15 protein-coding genes are annotated in these 15,824 nt (G+C 65.1%); 5 read left to right on the forward strand and 10 right to left on the reverse strand.

Annotated elements, in window-relative coordinates:
- Window positions 1-102 precede the first annotated feature (102 nt).
- Together WIMU1_RS20165 and WIMU1_RS20170 are read right to left on the reverse strand one after the other, a co-directional pair.
- Window positions 103-1,323 (reverse strand): acetyl-CoA C-acetyltransferase, encoded by a 1,221-nt coding sequence (locus WIMU1_RS20165; RefSeq protein ID WP_062800261.1) that lies wholly within the window; start codon window positions 1,321-1,323, stop codon window positions 103-105.
- 108 nt (window positions 1,324-1,431) lie between these two features.
- Window positions 1,432-2,343, reverse strand: coding sequence for an SGNH/GDSL hydrolase family protein (locus WIMU1_RS20170; protein WP_062800263.1), 912 nt, complete (start codon window positions 2,341-2,343; stop codon window positions 1,432-1,434).
- Window positions 2,344-2,403: 60 nt separating this feature from the next.
- Between WIMU1_RS20170 and WIMU1_RS20175 the strand changes: the two genes are divergently transcribed.
- The 4 genes from WIMU1_RS20175 to WIMU1_RS20190 all read left to right on the forward strand — a co-directional run bounded on the left by WIMU1_RS20175 (window position 2,404) and on the right by WIMU1_RS20190 (window position 7,436).
- Window positions 2,404-3,792, forward strand: coding sequence for a cystathionine beta-synthase (locus WIMU1_RS20175; RefSeq protein ID WP_062799905.1), 1,389 nt, complete (start codon window positions 2,404-2,406; stop codon window positions 3,790-3,792).
- A gap of 82 nt (window positions 3,793-3,874) precedes the next feature.
- Window positions 3,875-5,047: a cystathionine gamma-synthase gene (locus WIMU1_RS20180; protein ID WP_062799907.1), complete on the forward strand. Its 1,173-nt coding sequence runs from the start codon at window positions 3,875-3,877 to the stop codon at window positions 5,045-5,047.
- A 430-nt stretch (window positions 5,048-5,477) separates the two neighbouring features.
- Window positions 5,478-6,695, forward strand: coding sequence for a threonine ammonia-lyase (gene ilvA, locus WIMU1_RS20185; RefSeq protein ID WP_062799908.1), 1,218 nt, complete (start codon window positions 5,478-5,480; stop codon window positions 6,693-6,695).
- 39 nt (window positions 6,696-6,734) lie between these two features.
- Window positions 6,735-7,436 (forward strand): Tellurium resistance, encoded by a 702-nt coding sequence (locus WIMU1_RS20190; RefSeq protein WP_062799910.1) that lies wholly within the window; start codon window positions 6,735-6,737, stop codon window positions 7,434-7,436.
- 18 nt (window positions 7,437-7,454) lie between these two features.
- Here the strand turns inward: WIMU1_RS20190 and speB are convergent, their stop codons facing one another.
- The 8 genes from speB to WIMU1_RS20230 are packed head-to-tail and all read right to left on the reverse strand — an operon-like array spanning window position 7,455 to window position 14,648.
- Window positions 7,455-8,417, reverse strand: coding sequence for an agmatinase (gene speB, locus WIMU1_RS20195; RefSeq protein WP_062799912.1), 963 nt, complete (start codon window positions 8,415-8,417; stop codon window positions 7,455-7,457).
- Window positions 8,418-8,426: 9 nt separating this feature from the next.
- Window positions 8,427-9,191: a class II aldolase/adducin family protein gene (locus WIMU1_RS20200; RefSeq protein ID WP_062799913.1), complete on the reverse strand. Its 765-nt coding sequence runs from the start codon at window positions 9,189-9,191 to the stop codon at window positions 8,427-8,429.
- Window positions 9,191-10,387, reverse strand: a complete 1,197-nt coding sequence (locus tag WIMU1_RS20205; RefSeq protein WP_062799915.1) for an aromatic ring-hydroxylating oxygenase subunit alpha — start codon at window positions 10,385-10,387, stop codon at window positions 9,191-9,193. Before WIMU1_RS20205 ends, WIMU1_RS20200 begins: the two co-directional genes overlap by 1 nt.
- Window positions 10,387-11,292 carry a sugar phosphate isomerase/epimerase family protein gene (locus WIMU1_RS20210; RefSeq protein ID WP_062799917.1) on the reverse strand — a complete coding sequence of 302 codons (906 nt, stop codon included), beginning with the start codon at window positions 11,290-11,292 and terminating at the stop codon, window positions 10,387-10,389. The genes WIMU1_RS20205 and WIMU1_RS20210 overlap by 1 nt, the downstream gene beginning before the upstream one ends.
- The gene (locus WIMU1_RS20215; protein WP_062799919.1) at window positions 11,289-12,293 is read right to left on the reverse strand and encodes a C-terminal binding protein; all 1,005 of its coding nucleotides are present in this window, start codon (window positions 12,291-12,293) and stop codon (window positions 11,289-11,291) included. The genes WIMU1_RS20210 and WIMU1_RS20215 overlap by 4 nt, the downstream gene beginning before the upstream one ends.
- 26 nt (window positions 12,294-12,319) lie before the next feature.
- Window positions 12,320-13,087, reverse strand: coding sequence for an amino acid ABC transporter ATP-binding protein (locus tag WIMU1_RS20220; RefSeq protein WP_062799920.1), 768 nt, complete (start codon window positions 13,085-13,087; stop codon window positions 12,320-12,322).
- Complete coding sequence (locus tag WIMU1_RS20225; protein WP_030170909.1) at window positions 13,084-13,812, reverse strand: amino acid ABC transporter permease; 729 nt, start codon at window positions 13,810-13,812, stop codon at window positions 13,084-13,086. Before WIMU1_RS20225 ends, WIMU1_RS20220 begins: the two co-directional genes overlap by 4 nt.
- A 5-nt stretch (window positions 13,813-13,817) precedes the next feature.
- Complete coding sequence (locus tag WIMU1_RS20230) at window positions 13,818-14,648, reverse strand: ABC transporter substrate-binding protein (RefSeq protein ID WP_033335516.1); 831 nt, start codon at window positions 14,646-14,648, stop codon at window positions 13,818-13,820.
- Between the two features lie 253 nt (window positions 14,649-14,901).
- On the opposite strand from WIMU1_RS20230, the gene WIMU1_RS20235 reads away from it, so the two are divergent.
- Window positions 14,902-15,795 (forward strand): Lrp/AsnC family transcriptional regulator, encoded by an 894-nt coding sequence (locus WIMU1_RS20235; RefSeq protein WP_023963039.1) that lies wholly within the window; start codon window positions 14,902-14,904, stop codon window positions 15,793-15,795.
- The last annotated feature ends 29 nt before the right edge of the window (window positions 15,796-15,824 follow it).

Consider the following 15,824-nt stretch of genomic DNA (forward strand, 5'->3'; position numbering starts at 1 on the left):
GCTACTTCAACTCGGACTAGTTCGACAGCGCTTCGGCGACCAGAACCACAAAAGAGCCCCGCGACCACCGGTCGCGGGGCTCTTTCGTGTCCTGCTGAGTGATCAGCTGAGGCGTTCGAGCACCATTGCCATGCCCTGTCCGCCGCCGACGCACATGGTCTCCACACCCAGGCTCTTGTCCTGTGTGCTGAGGTTGTTGAGCAGCGTCGCGGTGATGCGGGCACCGGTCATGCCGAACGGGTGGCCGAGGGCGATCGCGCCGCCCGAGACGTTCAGCTTGTCGTGGTCGATGCCGAGCTCGTTGGCCGAGCCGAGCACCTGGACCGCGAAGGCTTCGTTGATCTCGAACAGGTCGATGTCGCCGATGCCCAGTCCGGCGTACTTCAGCGCCTTGCGCACGGCCTCGATCGGTCCCAGGCCCATGATCTCGGGGGAGAGGCCCGTGGCCGCGGTGGAGACGATGCGGGCCAGCGGGGTGAGGCCGAGTTCCTTGGCCTTGGTGTCGCTCATGACCACCAGCGCCGCGGCGCCGTCGTTGAGCGGGCACGCGTTACCGGCCGTGATGGTGCCGTCGGGACGGAAAACCGGCTTGAGCTGACTGATCTTCTCGTACGTGGTTCCGGCGCGGGGGCCGTCGTCGGTGGTCACCTTGGTGCCGTCGGCGAGGGTGAGCGGCTCGATCTCGCGTTCGAAGAAGCCCGACTTGATGGCTTCCTCGGCACGGTTCTGGCTGCGCACGCCCCAGTGATCCTGGTCTTCGCGGGAGATGCCCGTGAAGGTGGCGACGTTCTCGGCTGTCTGGCCCATCGGGATGTAGACGTCGGGGATCAGGCCTTGCTCACGCGGATCACTCCATGTGCCCGCGCCACCGGCGGTGGCCTTGTCGGTGCGTTCCATCGCTTCGGCGAACAACGGGTTCTTGGTGTCGGGCCAGCCATCGGCGCTGCCGGTGGCGAAGCTCGACACGCTCTCCACACCGCCGGAGATGAACACGTCGCCCTCGCCCGCCTTGATGGCGTGGAATGCCATGCGGGTGGTCTGCAGCGACGACGAGCAGTAGCGGTTCACCGTGACACCGGGAACGTGGTCGAGGCCGAGTTGCACGGCAACGGAACGGGCGATGTTGAAGCCGGCCTGCCCTGCGGGCTGTCCGCTGCCCAAGTGCAGATCATCGATGTCTGCGCGGTCGAGCGATGGCACCTTGTTCAGCACGGCTTCGATCATCTGGCGGGCCATCTCGTCGGGCCGCAGATCTTTCAGTGACCCCTTGTTCGCGCGCCCGATCGGTGAACGGGCGGTGGCGACGATGACTGCTTCTGGCATATGGACTCCCTGTCGAATCAAGTTGAACACGCAAGTGTTTAAGGGTTTCTGATCGAACGTTACGCCAGCTGGAGAACACGCATGCCGGGACCTGACCGCTCGCTGTGATCAACGATGCCGGGCAGCGCGTTCCACGTACTCGCGCATCCGGCGGCTCCACCGGTTGTCCTCCGCGATCGCGGAGACCTCGGGTGGGTCCGGTAGCGGCCCGCTGCCCCATTCGCCGACGGCCGCGAGGACGGCGGGCAGCAGAGTGCGCGCGGCCAGCTCGTATCCCGCTGCCGATGGGTGATAGTTGTCGGCTGACAGCATCCGATCGGGCGCGGCCAAGAACTCGCGGGCAAGAAGATCGGCGAGGGGCACCGGCTTGCCGCCGGCGGCGGCGGTCTCGACGGACTGCGCCGCGGCCAGACGCAGGCCCCACTGGCGGATCACCGTGCGCAACGGTTGCGGGATCATCGCGACCACACCGAGGTCGGGACATGTGCCGACCACCACATGCGCGCCCGCATCGCGCAGCCGCCGCACCGCGGAACCCAGCCGTTTCGCAGAGGCGCGGATCCCGCTGGTGCTGGTCACGTCGTTGGCCCCGATGAAGATCACCGCGACGTCGGGCGGGGGGCCGGCGATGAGCATGGCGTCCACCTGACCGGACAGCCCACGCGACGTCGCACCGACGATCGCCTTGGTACTCAACCGGATACGCCGGCCCGTCTCGTCGGCGAGCATTCGCGTCAACTGGACGCCGGGTGTCTCGTCGGCGACCTCGGCGCCGAGACCGGCCGCCGTAGAGTCGCCGAAGATCATCAGGTGTAGATCAAACGGTTCGCTCCGCCGGAAACGGATCGGTCCGACACCGTCGGGGCCATAGATACCGTCGCCGTTGGGCGCGTTGTCGGTGCGGTGCGGGATGACTGTGCGCGCTGCTCGCGCCTGGCCGTTGAGGAAGGTCCACGCACCCCACCCGGCACCTGCCGTACCCGCCGTGGCGGCCGCGGTTGCTGCGAGGTCGCGAATCATCCGCTGCCTTGATCCGGACACAGCTCCAACATAATCGAACGCGTCTGGGACCATGGAGTCATGCGCATCGCAAGTCACGTCGTCGATCTGATCGGGAACACACCTCTGGTCCGGCTGAACTCGGTTGTCCAACCGGGATCTGGCCTGGTCGCCGCCAAGATCGAGTACCTCAACCCAGGCGGTAGCTCCAAAGACCGCATCGCCGTCAAGATGATCGACGCCGCCGAGGCGTCGGGCGAGTTGAAGCCCGGAGGCACCATCGTGGAGCCGACCTCCGGCAACACCGGCGTGGGGCTCGCCCTGGTCGCCCAGCAGCGGGGCTACCACTGCGTATTCGTGTGCCCCGACAAGGTCGGCGAAGACAAGCGGAACGTGTTGCGTGCCTACGGGGCCGAGGTCGTGGTGTGCCCGACTGCGGTTCCGCCCGAGCACCCCGACAGCTACTACAACGTCTCCGACCGCCTCACCAGGGAGATCGAAGGCGCGTGGAAACCCAACCAGTACGCCAATCCGGCAGGACCCGAGAGCCACTACGAGACCACCGGCCCCGAGATCTGGAACGACACCGACGGCAAGATCACCCATTTCGTCGCAGGCGTGGGCACCGGCGGAACCATCACCGGCACCGGCCGCTACCTCAAAGAGGTGTCCGGCGGCAAGGTCAAGATCATCGGCGCCGACCCCGAAGGATCGGTGTACTCGGGCGGCACCGGTCGTCCGTACCTCGTCGAAGGTGTCGGTGAGGACTTCTGGCCCACCGCCTACGACCCCGCGATCCCCGACGAGATCATCGCGGTCTCCGATGCGGACTCGTTCGAGATGACCCGGCGGCTCGCCCGCGAAGAGGGACTGCTCGTCGGTGGCTCCTGCGGCATGGCGGTCGTCGCCGCACTGCAGGTCGCCGAACGTGAGGGCCCGGACGCGCTTGTGGTGGTACTGCTGCCCGACGGTGGACGTGGCTACATGGGCAAGATCTTCAACGACAAGTGGATGAGCAGCTACGGCTTCCTGCGCACCCCGCTCGACGGCAACGCGAAGAAAGAACCGCTGGTCGGCGACGTGCTGCGCGGCAAGTCGGGAGCACTGCCCGACCTGGTGCACACCCACCCGTCCGAGACGCTGCGTGACGCCATCGAGATCCTGCGCGAGTACGAGGTGTCGCAGATGCCCGTCGTCGGGGCCGAGCCACCGATCATGGCCGGTGAGGTCGCCGGCGCTGTCAGTGAACGCGAGCTCCTCAGCGCCGTGTTCGAGGGCCGGGCAAACCTCGCCGATCCGGTCAGCGCTCACATGGGTGAGCCGTTCCCCCTGATCGGCTCGGGCGAACCGGTGTCGGCGGCCACAAAAGCGCTCAGCGACACCGATGCCCTGATGGTCGTCGAAGACGGCAAACCGATCGGCGTCATCACCCGGCACGACCTGCTGGCCTTTGTCAGCTCGATCGGCTAGCCGACCAGGTCACCCCAGGGCGGAAACCGGTTCGCATCGGCCGAACTGCAGGCCGGGCGGGCCGGGCTCTACCCTGGATGTCATGAGTGAGCAGCGCAGCAAGACCGACTCGCACAACTGGCAAGGATTCTCCACCAAGGCGATCCACGCCGGTTACGAACCCGACCCGGCGACAGGTGCGGTCAACGTACCCATCTATGCCAGTTCGACCTTCGCCCAGGACGGCGTGGGAGGCATGCGCGGCGGCTTCGAATACGCGCGTACGGGCAACCCAACCCGTCAGGCACTCGAGGCCAACATCGCGGCCCTGGAAGAGGGCAGCTTCGGCCGGGCCTTCGCCTCGGGCATGGCCGCCACCGATGCCCTCCTGCGTGCGACGCTGCGTCCCGGCGACCACCTGGTGATCCCCAACGACGCCTACGGCGGCACGTTCCGGTTGATCGACAAGGTGTTCAGCCAATGGGGCATCGAGTACTCGGTCGCGCCGGTCACCGACGTCGACGCCGTGCGTGCCGCGATCCGACCCAACACCAAACTCGTCTGGGTCGAGACCCCCACCAACCCGTTGCTGAACATCGGTGACATCGAGGCGCTCGCGGCAGTGGCACACGAAGCGAAGACAAAACTGGTGGTGGACAACACCTTCGCGTCGCCCTACCTCCAGCGGCCGTTGACACTCGGCGCCGACGTGGTGCTGCACTCGACCACCAAATACATGGGCGGGCACTCCGACGTGGTGGGTGGCGCACTGGTCACCGACGAGGAACAGCTCGACGTCGACATCGCGTTCCTGCAGAACGGCGCCGGAGCAGTTCCGGGACCGTTCGACGCCTACCTCACCATGCGGGGCATCAAAACACTCGGCGTCCGGATGGATCGGCACAGCGACAACGCCGAAAAGCTCGTGGAGTTCCTCAGCTCCCATCCCAAGATCGACTCGGTGCTGTACCCGGGCCTTCCCAACCACCCCGGACACAAGGCCGCCGCCAAGCAGATGACCCGATTCGGCGGCATGATCTCGGTGCGCGTCTCCGGCGGATCGGAAGCAGCACAACAGTTCTGCGACCGCACCGAGGTGTTCACCCTCGCCGAATCACTCGGCGGCATCGAATCCCTCATCGAACACCCCGCCGCGATGACCCACGCCTCCACCGCCGGCTCACTGCTCGAGGTCCCCGCCGACCTCGTCCGCCTGTCGGTCGGGATCGAAGACATCGGTGACTTGATCGGGGATCTCGAGAACGCTTTGGGCTGATCTGCTCGCTGTGTTGGTCTGGCTCGCTTCGCTCGCGGGTGAGTGGCTCCCAGGTCGCATGCTCTTCCTTCGTCGACTCAGTCGCTGCGCTCCCTCGCTCCTCTGTCCAGAGCACGCGGGGCCACTCATAGGTTGAACATCGCTTCACTCGTTCACCTCGGCTCAGCGAGCGAAGCGATGCGAATTCCGGCGTGCGGCTCGCGTCGTCTGGACTGAGGATGAGCGAGCGAAGCGAAGCGAGCACCGGCGTGCGGCCCGCGTTGTCTGGACTGAGGATGAGCGAGCGAAGCGATGCGAAGACGAGGGAAGACGACGCGAGAACGGCCGCGCGCCACGCGCGCGCCAGCGCGCCGAATTGCAGAAAGACGACGCGAGGACGGCCGCACGCCCTCGCGCGCGCCAGCGCGCAAAGTTAGAGCATGATTACTAGATGGTGAGTGCACAGCCGCTGGTGGACCTGGCCCACATCGACCGGGCGGTGCAACTGCTGGCACCGGTGATGCGCCGGACTCCGGTGGTCGCGTCGCGGGCGCTGTCCGAACGTTGTGGTCACGACGTCTGGTTGAAATGCGAAAACCTGCAGCGCACCGGATCATTCAAACCCCGGGGTGCTTATCTGCGGATTGCCGGACTCGACGAGCAGCAGCGGGCACGAGGTGTGGTCGCGGCCAGTGCCGGCAATCATGCCCAAGGTGTGGCCTGGTCGGCGGGCACGCTGGGGATCTCGTCGACGGTCTTCATGCCCACCGGTGCCTCACTTCCGAAGGTGGCGGCCACCAGGGCGTACGGCGCAGACGTCATGATGCACGGTGCCACGGTCGACGAAAGTCTGGACGCCGCAATTGCTTTCGCCGACGAGACGGGGGCCGTGCTGATCCACCCGTTCGATCATCCGGACATCGTGGCCGGGCAGGCCACCGTCGGCATCGAGGTGCTCGAACAGATGCCTGATGTGGGAACAGTGCTGGTTCCGCTGGGTGGTGGGGGTCTGCTCGCCGGCGTCGCAGCCGCGATCAAGCTGCACAACCGCGCCATCCGGGTCATCGGGGTGCAGGCAGCGGCCGCTGCGGCGTGGCCGGATTCGCTGGCCCGCGGCGGCCCGGTCAAGGCGACGTCGATGAACACGATGGCCGACGGCATCGCGGTGGCCAAACCCGGAGTGGTGCCGTTCGCCCACGTGTCCGAACTCGTCGACGAGGTGGTCACGGTCAGCGAAGAGGCGATCTCCCAGGCGCTCGTCCTGGTACTCGAACGCGCCAAGCTGGTGGTCGAACCGGCAGGCGCCACAGCGGTCGCTGCCATCACCAGCATTCCCGACCTGCGGCTCGACGGGCAGGTGTGCGTGGTCCTCTCGGGCGGCAACATCGACCCGCTCCTATTGACCCAGGTCACCACCCACGGCTTGCGGGCGGCCGGTCGATACCTGACGATCACCGCAACCGTTCCGGATCGTCCCGGCGGCCTGGTCGCCCTGCTGGAGCTGCTGCGTGACATCGGGGTGAGCGTGGTCGACGTCATCCACTCCCGCGTCAGCGGCGAGCTGAGACTCGGCGAGGTGGAAGTCACCGTGAGTCTGGAGACCAAGGGGCCCGAACACCAGGCACGCGTACGCGCGGCGCTCACCGAATCCGGGTACTCGTTCACCTGACCGCACGCGCGGGTGTCCGAATTTCCCTAGGCTCAACCCATGGCCATCGACTACACCAAACGTTCCAAGCCTTCGCAGCCACCGACGACCCCTGCGCCGGTGCCTCCCGCGACACCGGCACCAGCGGCCGCGTCGGCGGTGAACCTCAGCAAGATCGCGCTCACCAAGCAGGCGCCGTCGGTGAACCTCGCGAAGCCCGGAGCATCCGGCGGCACGATCCGGATCAACCTGAACTGGGCGCAGGGGGAGTCGTCAGGAGGGCTGTTCGGCAAGCGCAAGAAGGGCGTCGACCTCGACCTGCGCTGTCTCTATGAACTGGCCGACGGCTCCCGCGGCGGGATCGGTGCGCTCGACCGTGTCTTCGGCTCCCTCGACAGCAGGCCATTCATCCAACTGGACTCCGATGACCGATCCGGTAATTCGGCGGGCGGTGAGAACATGTTTGTCAACCTCGCCAATCCTTCTGTGTTCCGGCGCATCCTGGTGTTCGCCGACATCTACGCGGGGAGCCCGAACTGGGCCGCAGTCGATGGCGTGGTGACCGTGGAGTCGCAGTTCGGACCCCCCATCGAGGTCCGCATGGACTCGGCCAAGAACAACCTCCGTACCGCATCCATCGCGCTCATCGAAGTCGGCGCTCAAGGAGTGACCATCACGCGAGCGGTCGAGTACTTCTCCGGCGGAGACAAGATGGACAAGCATTTCCGCTGGGGCCTGAACTGGGGTCGAGGCAGCAAATAGACTGCACCCCAGTCCCTCTCAGCTCGTCGACGGTTGCGCGTCGGCCGCCATCACCGACAACAGTTCGTACGCCACATGCGCGGCGGCGATACCGGTGATCTCGGCGTGGTCATACGCCGGCGCCACCTCGACGATGTCGGCGCCGACGATGTCGAGCCCGGACAGCCCGCGCAATGTGTTCAGCAATTCGCGCGACGTCATGCCGCCCGCTTCCGGAGTACCCGTACCCGGTGCGTGCGCGGGGTCGAGCACGTCGATGTCCACGGACACGTACACCGGGCCTCCGGCGACGCGGCGATGGATGCGCTCGATGATGCTGCGAACCGTGTCGAATTGATAGTCGTCGGAGCGGATCAGCTGAAAGCCGAGCACGCCATCTGCTTCGAGATCTTGCGCGCTGTACAGCGGCCCCCGGATACCGACGTGCATCGACCGTTCCATGTCGATGAGACCTTCTTCGCTGGCCCGCCGGAACGGGGTGCCGTGTGTGTACGGCGCGCCGAAATAGGTGTCCCAGGTGTCCAGATGGGCGTCGAAGTGGAGCACCGCCAGCTTTCCGCGCTCACGATGCAGCGCCCGCAGCAGCGGAAGTGCCAGGGTGTGGTCACCGCCCAGCGTCAGCAGCCGCGCCCCGTCCGATCCGAGGTGCGTCACGGCACGGTCGACAGTGTCGAGGGCTTCGACGATGTCGAAAGCATTGACCGCGATGTCGCCTGCGTCGGCAACCTGGTGCACGGCGAACGGCGAGATGTCCATGGCGGGGTTGTAGGGCCGCAACAGCTTTGACGACGCGCGGATGTGACCGGGGCCGAAACGTGCACCGGGGCGGTAGCTGACTCCGGTGTCGAACGGGACGCCCACGATCTTGACGGCGGCCGACCGGACATCATCGAGACGCGGCAGGCGGGCGAAGGTGCCGGGTTCGGTGTAGCGGGGTACCAGACTTGCATCGATAGGGCCTTGAATCGAGTTCAACGTCACTGCTTTTCCTCAGTCCTTGTAGTCAGGTGCAATGCGCTCGACCAACCGCACCATGGCGGACCAGGCGAGGTCGATGCCGATGTCGTCGGTGAGATCGTCGCCGGTGTCTTCGGCGTTCAGTTGACGTGCGGTGTGTTCACGGATCGCCTCGTCCGGGACGATGACCTCTCCAGCCCGGGTGGCGGCGACCTGTATCTCGCAGGCCTTGTTGAGGTAGTACATCCTCAGAAAAGCTTGCGCGGGTGTGGAACCCACGGTGAGCAGACCATGGTTTCGCAAGATCAGCGCTGGATGGTTGCCGATGTCTCGAACCAGCCGGTCTTGTTCGTCGAGGTTGAGAGCGACGCCCTCGTAGTCGTGGTAGCCGACGCGGTTGTGGAACTCCATCGAGATCTGGTTCAGGCCGAGGAGGCCGGTTGCCGAGGCCGCCACGGCGCAACCCGCCACCGTATGGGTGTGAAGTACACAGTGCGCGTCTGGCCGGCTCCGGTGAATGGCACTGTGGATGACAAACCCGGCCGGATTGACCGGCGGACCAACGGGTTCGGTCAACTCACCGTCCACATCGATGCGGACCAGATTCGATGCGGTGATCTCCTCGAACAGCAGCCCATAGGGGTTGATGAGGAAATGCTCGTCCGGACCGGGCAGTCGAACCGAGATGTGTGTGAAGATCAGATCGGTCATCCGGAAATGTGCGATCAACCGGTACACAGCGGCCAGTTGTCTGCGTAGTTCGAGTTCCTCGGCCGGAATGGTCGTGAGATCCGGCATCAGTAGCCGACCTTTGTGGACACCAGCTTCTGGAACATCGCGGTGATCTGATCCCAGTGTGTGACCAGATTGGTGCGGTCCGCCGCGGGAGATCTGCGACCGCTCTGCAGCTTGTGCAGGATGGGCATGTCCTGCTCATTGACCTCGAACAATATGTCCGTCAATCGCTTTCGCTCGGTGCTGAACCGCTCGCCCGTCGCCGTCTCGTCGACGAACACGGCCATGTGCTCGACGGTTCGTTCCGGGCCGGCGGCGTCGAATCCGATCACTTGGAACCAATCCGCTTCCAAGAACAGCAGGGCGTTCGGGAACACACAGAAGATGTCCTGGCTCTCGGTTCGAGCAGGGGGGACGTCGCCGAGGAATGGCAGCGCCTCGTCGGTCTTGGCGGCCTTACCGGCTGCGCCATGCGGGTAGCAGCCCCCGAGGATGTGGTCGGCCAAACGGACATCGTCCACGTCCAACGACGCACTGACCGGCCCGACCTGCGGGTGGATGAACGGCAGGTGGTAGAAGTCGAGGAAGTTCTCCACCACCAGTTTCCAGTTCACGGCGATGTCGAACCGGCGCTCCTCGGCCAAGTGGATGCGGTTGAAGTCGACGTGGTCCCATCGCGCCAGGATCGGTGCGAGCATGGCGGCGAAATCGGCCTCGATCTGGTCCGTTCCGCCGGCCTCGGCGCTCTCGAGTGCCAGATTGACGAAGACCATGCCCGCCCACACCTGGCCGGCGACAGGCAGCAGACCCAGGTGCTCGGCACCGTCGGGTACCGCGCGCGTGCGCTCCCGGGTGAAATACGGTGTGGCGTGCAGACTTCCGTCGAGGTTGTAGGACCAGCAGTGGTACGCGCACTGAATCCGCTTGCGAACCTTCACCGGCTCGTCGGTCATGGCCATGCCACGGTGTCTGCAGGAGTTGTGGAACACCCGGATCTGGTCGTCGTCACCGCGGATGATCAGAAGGGGCTTGCCGCCGATGTCCACCGGATGCACCATCCCTGGTTCGTCGACCCAGTGCGCATAACCGGCCCACACCCAGCCGGACGAGAAAATTCGCTCCTGCTCGAGTGCGTATTCGGCCGGACCGCTGTAGGCGCGCGCCGGGATGAGCGCGTGTCCGGTGGTGTCCGAGGACAGTGGGCCCGGCAAAACCTGGTTGCCGGTGGCGGTGACCGGGTTCGGGCTGTGTGTGGTCATCAATGACTCCCGTGAGGTGATGGAACGGTGATCGGCGAGGTGGCCGGGGGAGAGGAGGGTTCGATCGCCGAGGCGGCGAATGCCTCGTGGGCCCAGCTCTTGAGGATCAGGGCCTCGGTCCACCGGTCCGACAGTTCGGCTCCTGCGGCGTCGGTGATCGCGTAGGGACGCGTACCGAGCTCGGTGCAGAACATGATCTGCCGGCCTGGGGAACTCCGCGCCCGAATGGATCGGAAGCCCTGTTCCCACCATCCACGGAACCGTTGCTCCCAACGCTCACCCGCTGGGGTGCCGAGGGGGATCTGGACCTGCGCGCGGGTGGCGATCCTGCCCTGAAGTGATCCGCAACGGTCCAGGATGGCGGTCACCAGGTCTTCGTATTCACGCGTGGGTTCGTCGGGCATCTCGTTGGCGCACACATAATGTGAGAGATCCCCGGCAAGCTCGATGCGTGGGTCCAGGTGACGCAGGAGCAGCTCGCTGAATCGGATGTCGTTGGTGACGGTGTTGCGGTGTGTCTCCAACTGCATGTCGATCTGCTCGTCACGGCACAGCTCGTACCACCTCGCCACGGTGCCGGCGAGGGCTTCGGGATCGAACCCGTAGATCTGCGCGCACACGACCATCTGGCCGGCGCCGACCTGGTGGGCGTAGTCGATCGCCGCACGCAGATCGTCGATGGTGTGAACAAAAGCGAAGACGGCGGCGTTCAGGTCTGACCCCTGGATGAGTGGGGCGAGCTCAGCGGCAGCAGGCGCCCGCCGTGCCCCGAGATCCACCGCAACGCCGTTGAAACCCGCGGCGGCGATGAGATGGATCTGCTCCGGAAGCGACCACTGATCTGCGGTGCTGGGTAGGTCCTCCATGGCCCACAGTGACTGGAAGACAGCGAGTTCCGTGCTCATGGCACCGGCACCACGGGGTCGTTGACGGTCAGCACGGGTGTGCCGGTTGTCATCCACTGCACCACGTTCTGCGCCTGAGCGACGATGTACCCACGCGTCGTGGCATCCGACAGGTACGCGACGTGAGGGGTCGAGAGCACATTCGGGTGCCCGATGAGGGGATCGGCGGGATCAGGGGGCTCGGTGTCGAAGACGTCGAGTGCGGCCGCCGTGACGCGCCCGGTGTCGAGAGCACGACGCAGCGCCGCCGAATCGATGAGTGTTCCGCGCGCGACGTTGATCAGATGGACTCCCTGACGCATCCTGGTAAATGCGTTGTCCCCGAGGAACTCCCGGGTGTCGTCGGTCAGCGGGAGGTGCAAGGAGATGACGTCGGATCGGCTCAGAACGGTGTCGAGGTCTGTCACCCGCGCGCCGTCGATGCCTACCAATAAATTGCCTGCGGCCGGTTCCGGACGGTCGGTGCGGATGTCGAAGCCCAGCACCTCGCGCACCGTCGGTGCCGCCAGGGCGGCATATCTACGACCAGTGCTGCCCAGGCCCAGTACGCCGACCGTCATCTCGGACAATCGCCGCGGCAGAGGGGTGGGACGGTCCAGCCAGCCGCGTGTGGTGGGGAACCCGGCGAAGAAGGGGAGCCGGCGGATCAGTGCAAGTGTGAGGGTCCAGGCATGGGTGGCCACCTCCTCGGCTGCGACGTCACCCACCGTGCACACCCAGATGCCCAGCTCGGCTGCGGCGTCCACGTCGACGTTGTCGTGTCCACGCGAGAGCAACGCGACGATCTTCAGGTTCGGCAGTCGCAGCAACAGGTCTCGGTCGATCGGTGCGTAGCCGACGAGTAGAGCGGTGGCCCCGGCGGCGTCGCGGGCGATGACGTCGGGGTCCCGTGTCTGCAGTACTTCGACCTGAAAGCCGTTGTCTCTCAGAAGTTGACACCCGATGTCGGGGTCGAGGTCGTCGGTGTCGGTGTAGACCGCGAGCGGTCCGTTGTCGGGCATCGATGCTCCAGGATCAGCGCAGACGTTCAGCGCAAGTGCGAAAGGAATTGTTGCGTCCGTTGGTGTTGCGGGTCGTCGAAGAACGGCCCCGGCGGTCCGGCTTCGACGATCATCCCGTCGTCGAAGAGGGCGACCTCGTCGGCGACGCGACGGGCGAATCGCGTCTCGTGGGTGACCACCACCATGGTCATTCCCTGTTCGGCGAGCTGTTCCATCACCTCGAGCACCTCTCCCACCAGTTCTGGATCGAGAGCCGACGTCGGTTCGTCGAACAGCATCACCGACGGGTTCATCACCAGTGCACGGGCGATTGCCACCCGTTGCTGCTGACCACCGGACAGTTCACTCGGAAAGTGCTTGAGCCGGTGTGCCATACCGACCCGTTCGAGCATGGCGGTGGCCTGCTCTTTGGCCTCGGTCCGTCGTATCCCGCCGACCTCGGTGAGCGCCAGGGTGACGTTGTGGAGCACATCGAGATGTGCGAACAGGTTGAACCGCTGGAACACCATGCCGATGTCGCGGCGCTGACGGGCCAGCTGGGTCTCCCGCAGGGGCCGCGTCGCACCGGTTGATCCGACGGACACACCCAGTTGTTTGCCGTGTAGCAGGATCTCACCCTGGTCCGGTGTCTCGAGCAGAGCCATCAAGCGCAAGATCGTGGACTTGCCCGAACCCGACGGGCCCAGCAGGGCTTTGACCTCACCCTTGTTCACCGTCAGGTCGACTCCCTTGAGCACTTCGGTCTGGCCGTAGGAACGGTGCAGGTTGATCGCCTGCAGGACTGGGCTGCTCATGCCGGTACCTTCTGCACGGTGGGGGTGATGCCGGATGTGTTGTGACCTTTGGAGATCCATCGGTACCGAGCCTCGATGAAGTACTGGATGACCATGGCCACACTGACGATCACGAGGTAGTACACCAGGGCGGCCGAGTAGTACTCGGCGTAGCGGAAGGTCACAGACACCTCGGCTTGCGCGGTGGTCAGCAATTCTCGCAGTGAGATGACCGATGCCAGTGACGTGTACTTCAGCATGGCGATGAACTCGTTGCCGCTGGGCGGAATCGCAACCTTGATGGCCTGAGGGAGAACCACTTTGAACAACACCTTGTGTGGCGGAAGGCCCAGTGCCCGCGCCGCGATGTGCTGGCCGTCGTCGACGCTGAGCAGCGCCGACCGCAGGATCTCGGCCATGTATGCGGCCTCCACCACCGCGAACCCGATGAAGGCCGCCAGGAAGGGGGTGAACCAGTTCTCACGAAGCCCGGGGAACAGCTGTGGTCCGGCGTTCCAGATGAGCAGCAGCACCAGCAAGGTGGGTATGGCCCGGAAGAACCAGACGTAGACCCAACCTGCAGCACGGGGAGCGGGATTTTTGGCGATGCGCAGAAGGGCAACCAGGAACCCGATCACGGTGGCTGCGATCATCGCGCTGATCGCCAGGCCGAGCGACAGCAGCGCGCCGCGGAAGAATGTCCCGGACGTCAAGGCGTCGGTGAAGACGCTCCACTCGAAGACCATCGCGGTCAGGTGACGATTCGGTTGGGATCAAGACCGTACTGCTCGGCGAGCTTGCCGAGTGTGCCGTTGGCGTCGAGCTCTTTGAGGCTGGTGCTGACCGCTGGGCTCAGCGGCGAACCCTTGAGCGTGAAGACGCCGAACTGGGTGTCGGCGGGGAACACATCGGGGATGGATTTCAGCTTGCCCTGGGACTTCTCGACCATGTCGACGACGGCAACATCGGTCTCGATGAGTGCGTCGGCCTTCGAATTGGACAAAGCAGCAACAGTTTCCGATGTCTTGGGGTAGGGCTGCACCGTTATTCCCGGCTTGCCCTCGGATTCGAATCGGCTCGACAGATCACGCAGGGTCTGTTCGTTCGACCCGCCGCCCTGAACCGCGACCGTCTTGCCCGAGAGATCATCGGCTGTGGTGATGTCGCTCGTGTCCGTGCGCACGATCAATCCGGGGCCGGTCTCCATGAAGGGTGAGCCGTCGGCGACTTCGAGTCGCTCGGGACTCATGTAGAGCGCGGCCCAGAGGATGTCGCACCGTTTTGCCTGCAGGGCTGGCATCAGTCCGTCGAAAGCCGTGTTCTGCCACTTGATGTCGAGTTCCCAGAGATCCGCGAGTGCCCGCGCCGCGTCGGGATCGAAGCCGACGGGACTGGAGGTGTCACCGTCCTTGAAGTACTCCATCGGCGGGTACTCGGGGTCGGTGCACACCGTCAGCTCGCCGCTCTTGAGGAGTCCCGCAGGCGCTTTGCCGGACGCCTCGGTGCTTTCCGCACCGCCACCGCAGGCGGCGATGGTGGTGGCCAGCAGAACTGCGGCCGTAGTCGCTAGAACTCTTCGCATGTGGGGATCCTCAGGGTGTTGATTCGTGAGCACCGGCGATGGTGCGGAACTGTCGGGTCTCACCGTAGGATCGCCGGCATAGGTCAGCAAGGCGAAATCTGCAGTCAAACCGGAATCAATTGAAGGAAAACCCAACTATGTGTGCATTTTGTAAACAAAGATCCACCGATTGGGCACTCACCTGCAAAAACGTCCCGCCGACGATCGGACCGGTCAATTGTTAAGTTCTCGTGAGCAGAGTCGATCGGGCCCGATGCCCGAGGTCGACATGCGCATCGTGGAGGCTCTTCGTCGCGATGGCAGGGTTTCCACACACGAGCTCGCCGACCAGCTGGGCCTGTCCAGAACCACCACCGCCAGGCGCCTGAGCCATCTGCTCGATGGGGGATTCGTCAGCGTGGTCGGTCTCGTGCATCCGCTGACCATCGGGATCAAATCGCTTGCCCACATCTCGATCTCGGTGGACCGGCCCGTGCGCCGAGTGGCCGAGGCCATCGCTGCCATGCCGGAGGTGCCTTTTGTGAGTCTGGCCTCGGGTGCCTTTCCGCTCATCGCCGAAGCCCGTGCCTACAGCGATGGTGATCTCGCGACTGTGCTCGATCGGGTGCGCTCGGTGGACGGGGTTCGTTCCACGGAGACACTCTTCTACACAGAGTTGGTGGTCGACGTGCTGCGCCCGACGCGAGCTGACGCTGTCGAGATCGACCGGGTCGATTCGCGGCTTCTGATGCAGTTGCAGATGGACGGCAGACTGTCGTACACCACCCTGGGCGAGCGGGTCGGGGTGTCGACGGGCACCGCCAGGACACGGGTGCTGCGCATGATCGACGAAGGAGTCGTACGGATCGGCGCGATCGCGAGGTCGGGCCGCGATACGGAATTCGATGTCGGGGTGGGTATCTCGTTGCGGGGCCCCGCCTCCACCGGTGGCGACCTGCTGTCGGAGATGCCCGAGATCCGTTTCCTGGCTGCCACTTTGGGGCGTTACGACCTGCTCGCCACCGTGCACGCGGATTCGCTGGCCGACATCGTCAGCGTTCTCGACCGGCTGCGTGCGCTGAGACCCGTGCTCAGGCTCGACAGCTGGGTTCACCTCGACACCGTCAAGGAGAGCTACCACTACCCGGTGGAGGCGATGAAGCCGTGAGTGGGAGTAGGACAGCGTGGCCGACGCCG

Origin of the sequence: Williamsia muralis NBRC 105860, from assembly GCF_001598915.1 — a bacterium.
GTDB lineage: Bacteria > Actinomycetota > Actinomycetes > Mycobacteriales > Mycobacteriaceae > Williamsia > Williamsia muralis.

Bases quoted from the DNA above. Each gene is read 5' to 3' on its own strand.
- WIMU1_RS20165 (WP_062800261.1), bottom strand. From the start codon at position 1,323: ATGCCAGAAGCAGTCATCGTCGCCACCGCCCGTTCACCGATCGGGCGC.
- WIMU1_RS20170 (WP_062800263.1), bottom strand. From the start codon at position 2,343: ATGATTCGCGACCTCGCAGCAACCGCGGCCGCCACGGCGGGTACGGCA.
- WIMU1_RS20175 (WP_062799905.1), top strand. From the start codon at position 2,404: ATGCGCATCGCAAGTCACGTCGTCGATCTGATCGGGAACACACCTCTG.
- WIMU1_RS20180 (WP_062799907.1), top strand. From the start codon at position 3,875: ATGAGTGAGCAGCGCAGCAAGACCGACTCGCACAACTGGCAAGGATTC.
- ilvA (WP_062799908.1), top strand. From the start codon at position 5,478: ATGGTGAGTGCACAGCCGCTGGTGGACCTGGCCCACATCGACCGGGCG.
- WIMU1_RS20190 (WP_062799910.1), top strand. From the start codon at position 6,735: ATGGCCATCGACTACACCAAACGTTCCAAGCCTTCGCAGCCACCGACG.
- WIMU1_RS20200 (WP_062799913.1), bottom strand. From the start codon at position 9,191: ATGCCGGATCTCACGACCATTCCGGCCGAGGAACTCGAACTACGCAGA.
- WIMU1_RS20205 (WP_062799915.1), bottom strand. From the start codon at position 10,387: ATGACCACACACAGCCCGAACCCGGTCACCGCCACCGGCAACCAGGTT.
- WIMU1_RS20210 (WP_062799917.1), bottom strand. From the start codon at position 11,292: ATGAGCACGGAACTCGCTGTCTTCCAGTCACTGTGGGCCATGGAGGAC.
- WIMU1_RS20215 (WP_062799919.1), bottom strand. From the start codon at position 12,293: ATGCCCGACAACGGACCGCTCGCGGTCTACACCGACACCGACGACCTC.
- WIMU1_RS20220 (WP_062799920.1), bottom strand. From the start codon at position 13,087: ATGAGCAGCCCAGTCCTGCAGGCGATCAACCTGCACCGTTCCTACGGC.
- WIMU1_RS20225 (WP_030170909.1), bottom strand. From the start codon at position 13,812: ATGGTCTTCGAGTGGAGCGTCTTCACCGACGCCTTGACGTCCGGGACA.
- WIMU1_RS20230 (WP_033335516.1), bottom strand. From the start codon at position 14,648: ATGCGAAGAGTTCTAGCGACTACGGCCGCAGTTCTGCTGGCCACCACC.
- WIMU1_RS20235 (WP_023963039.1), top strand. From the start codon at position 14,902: ATGCCCGAGGTCGACATGCGCATCGTGGAGGCTCTTCGTCGCGATGGC.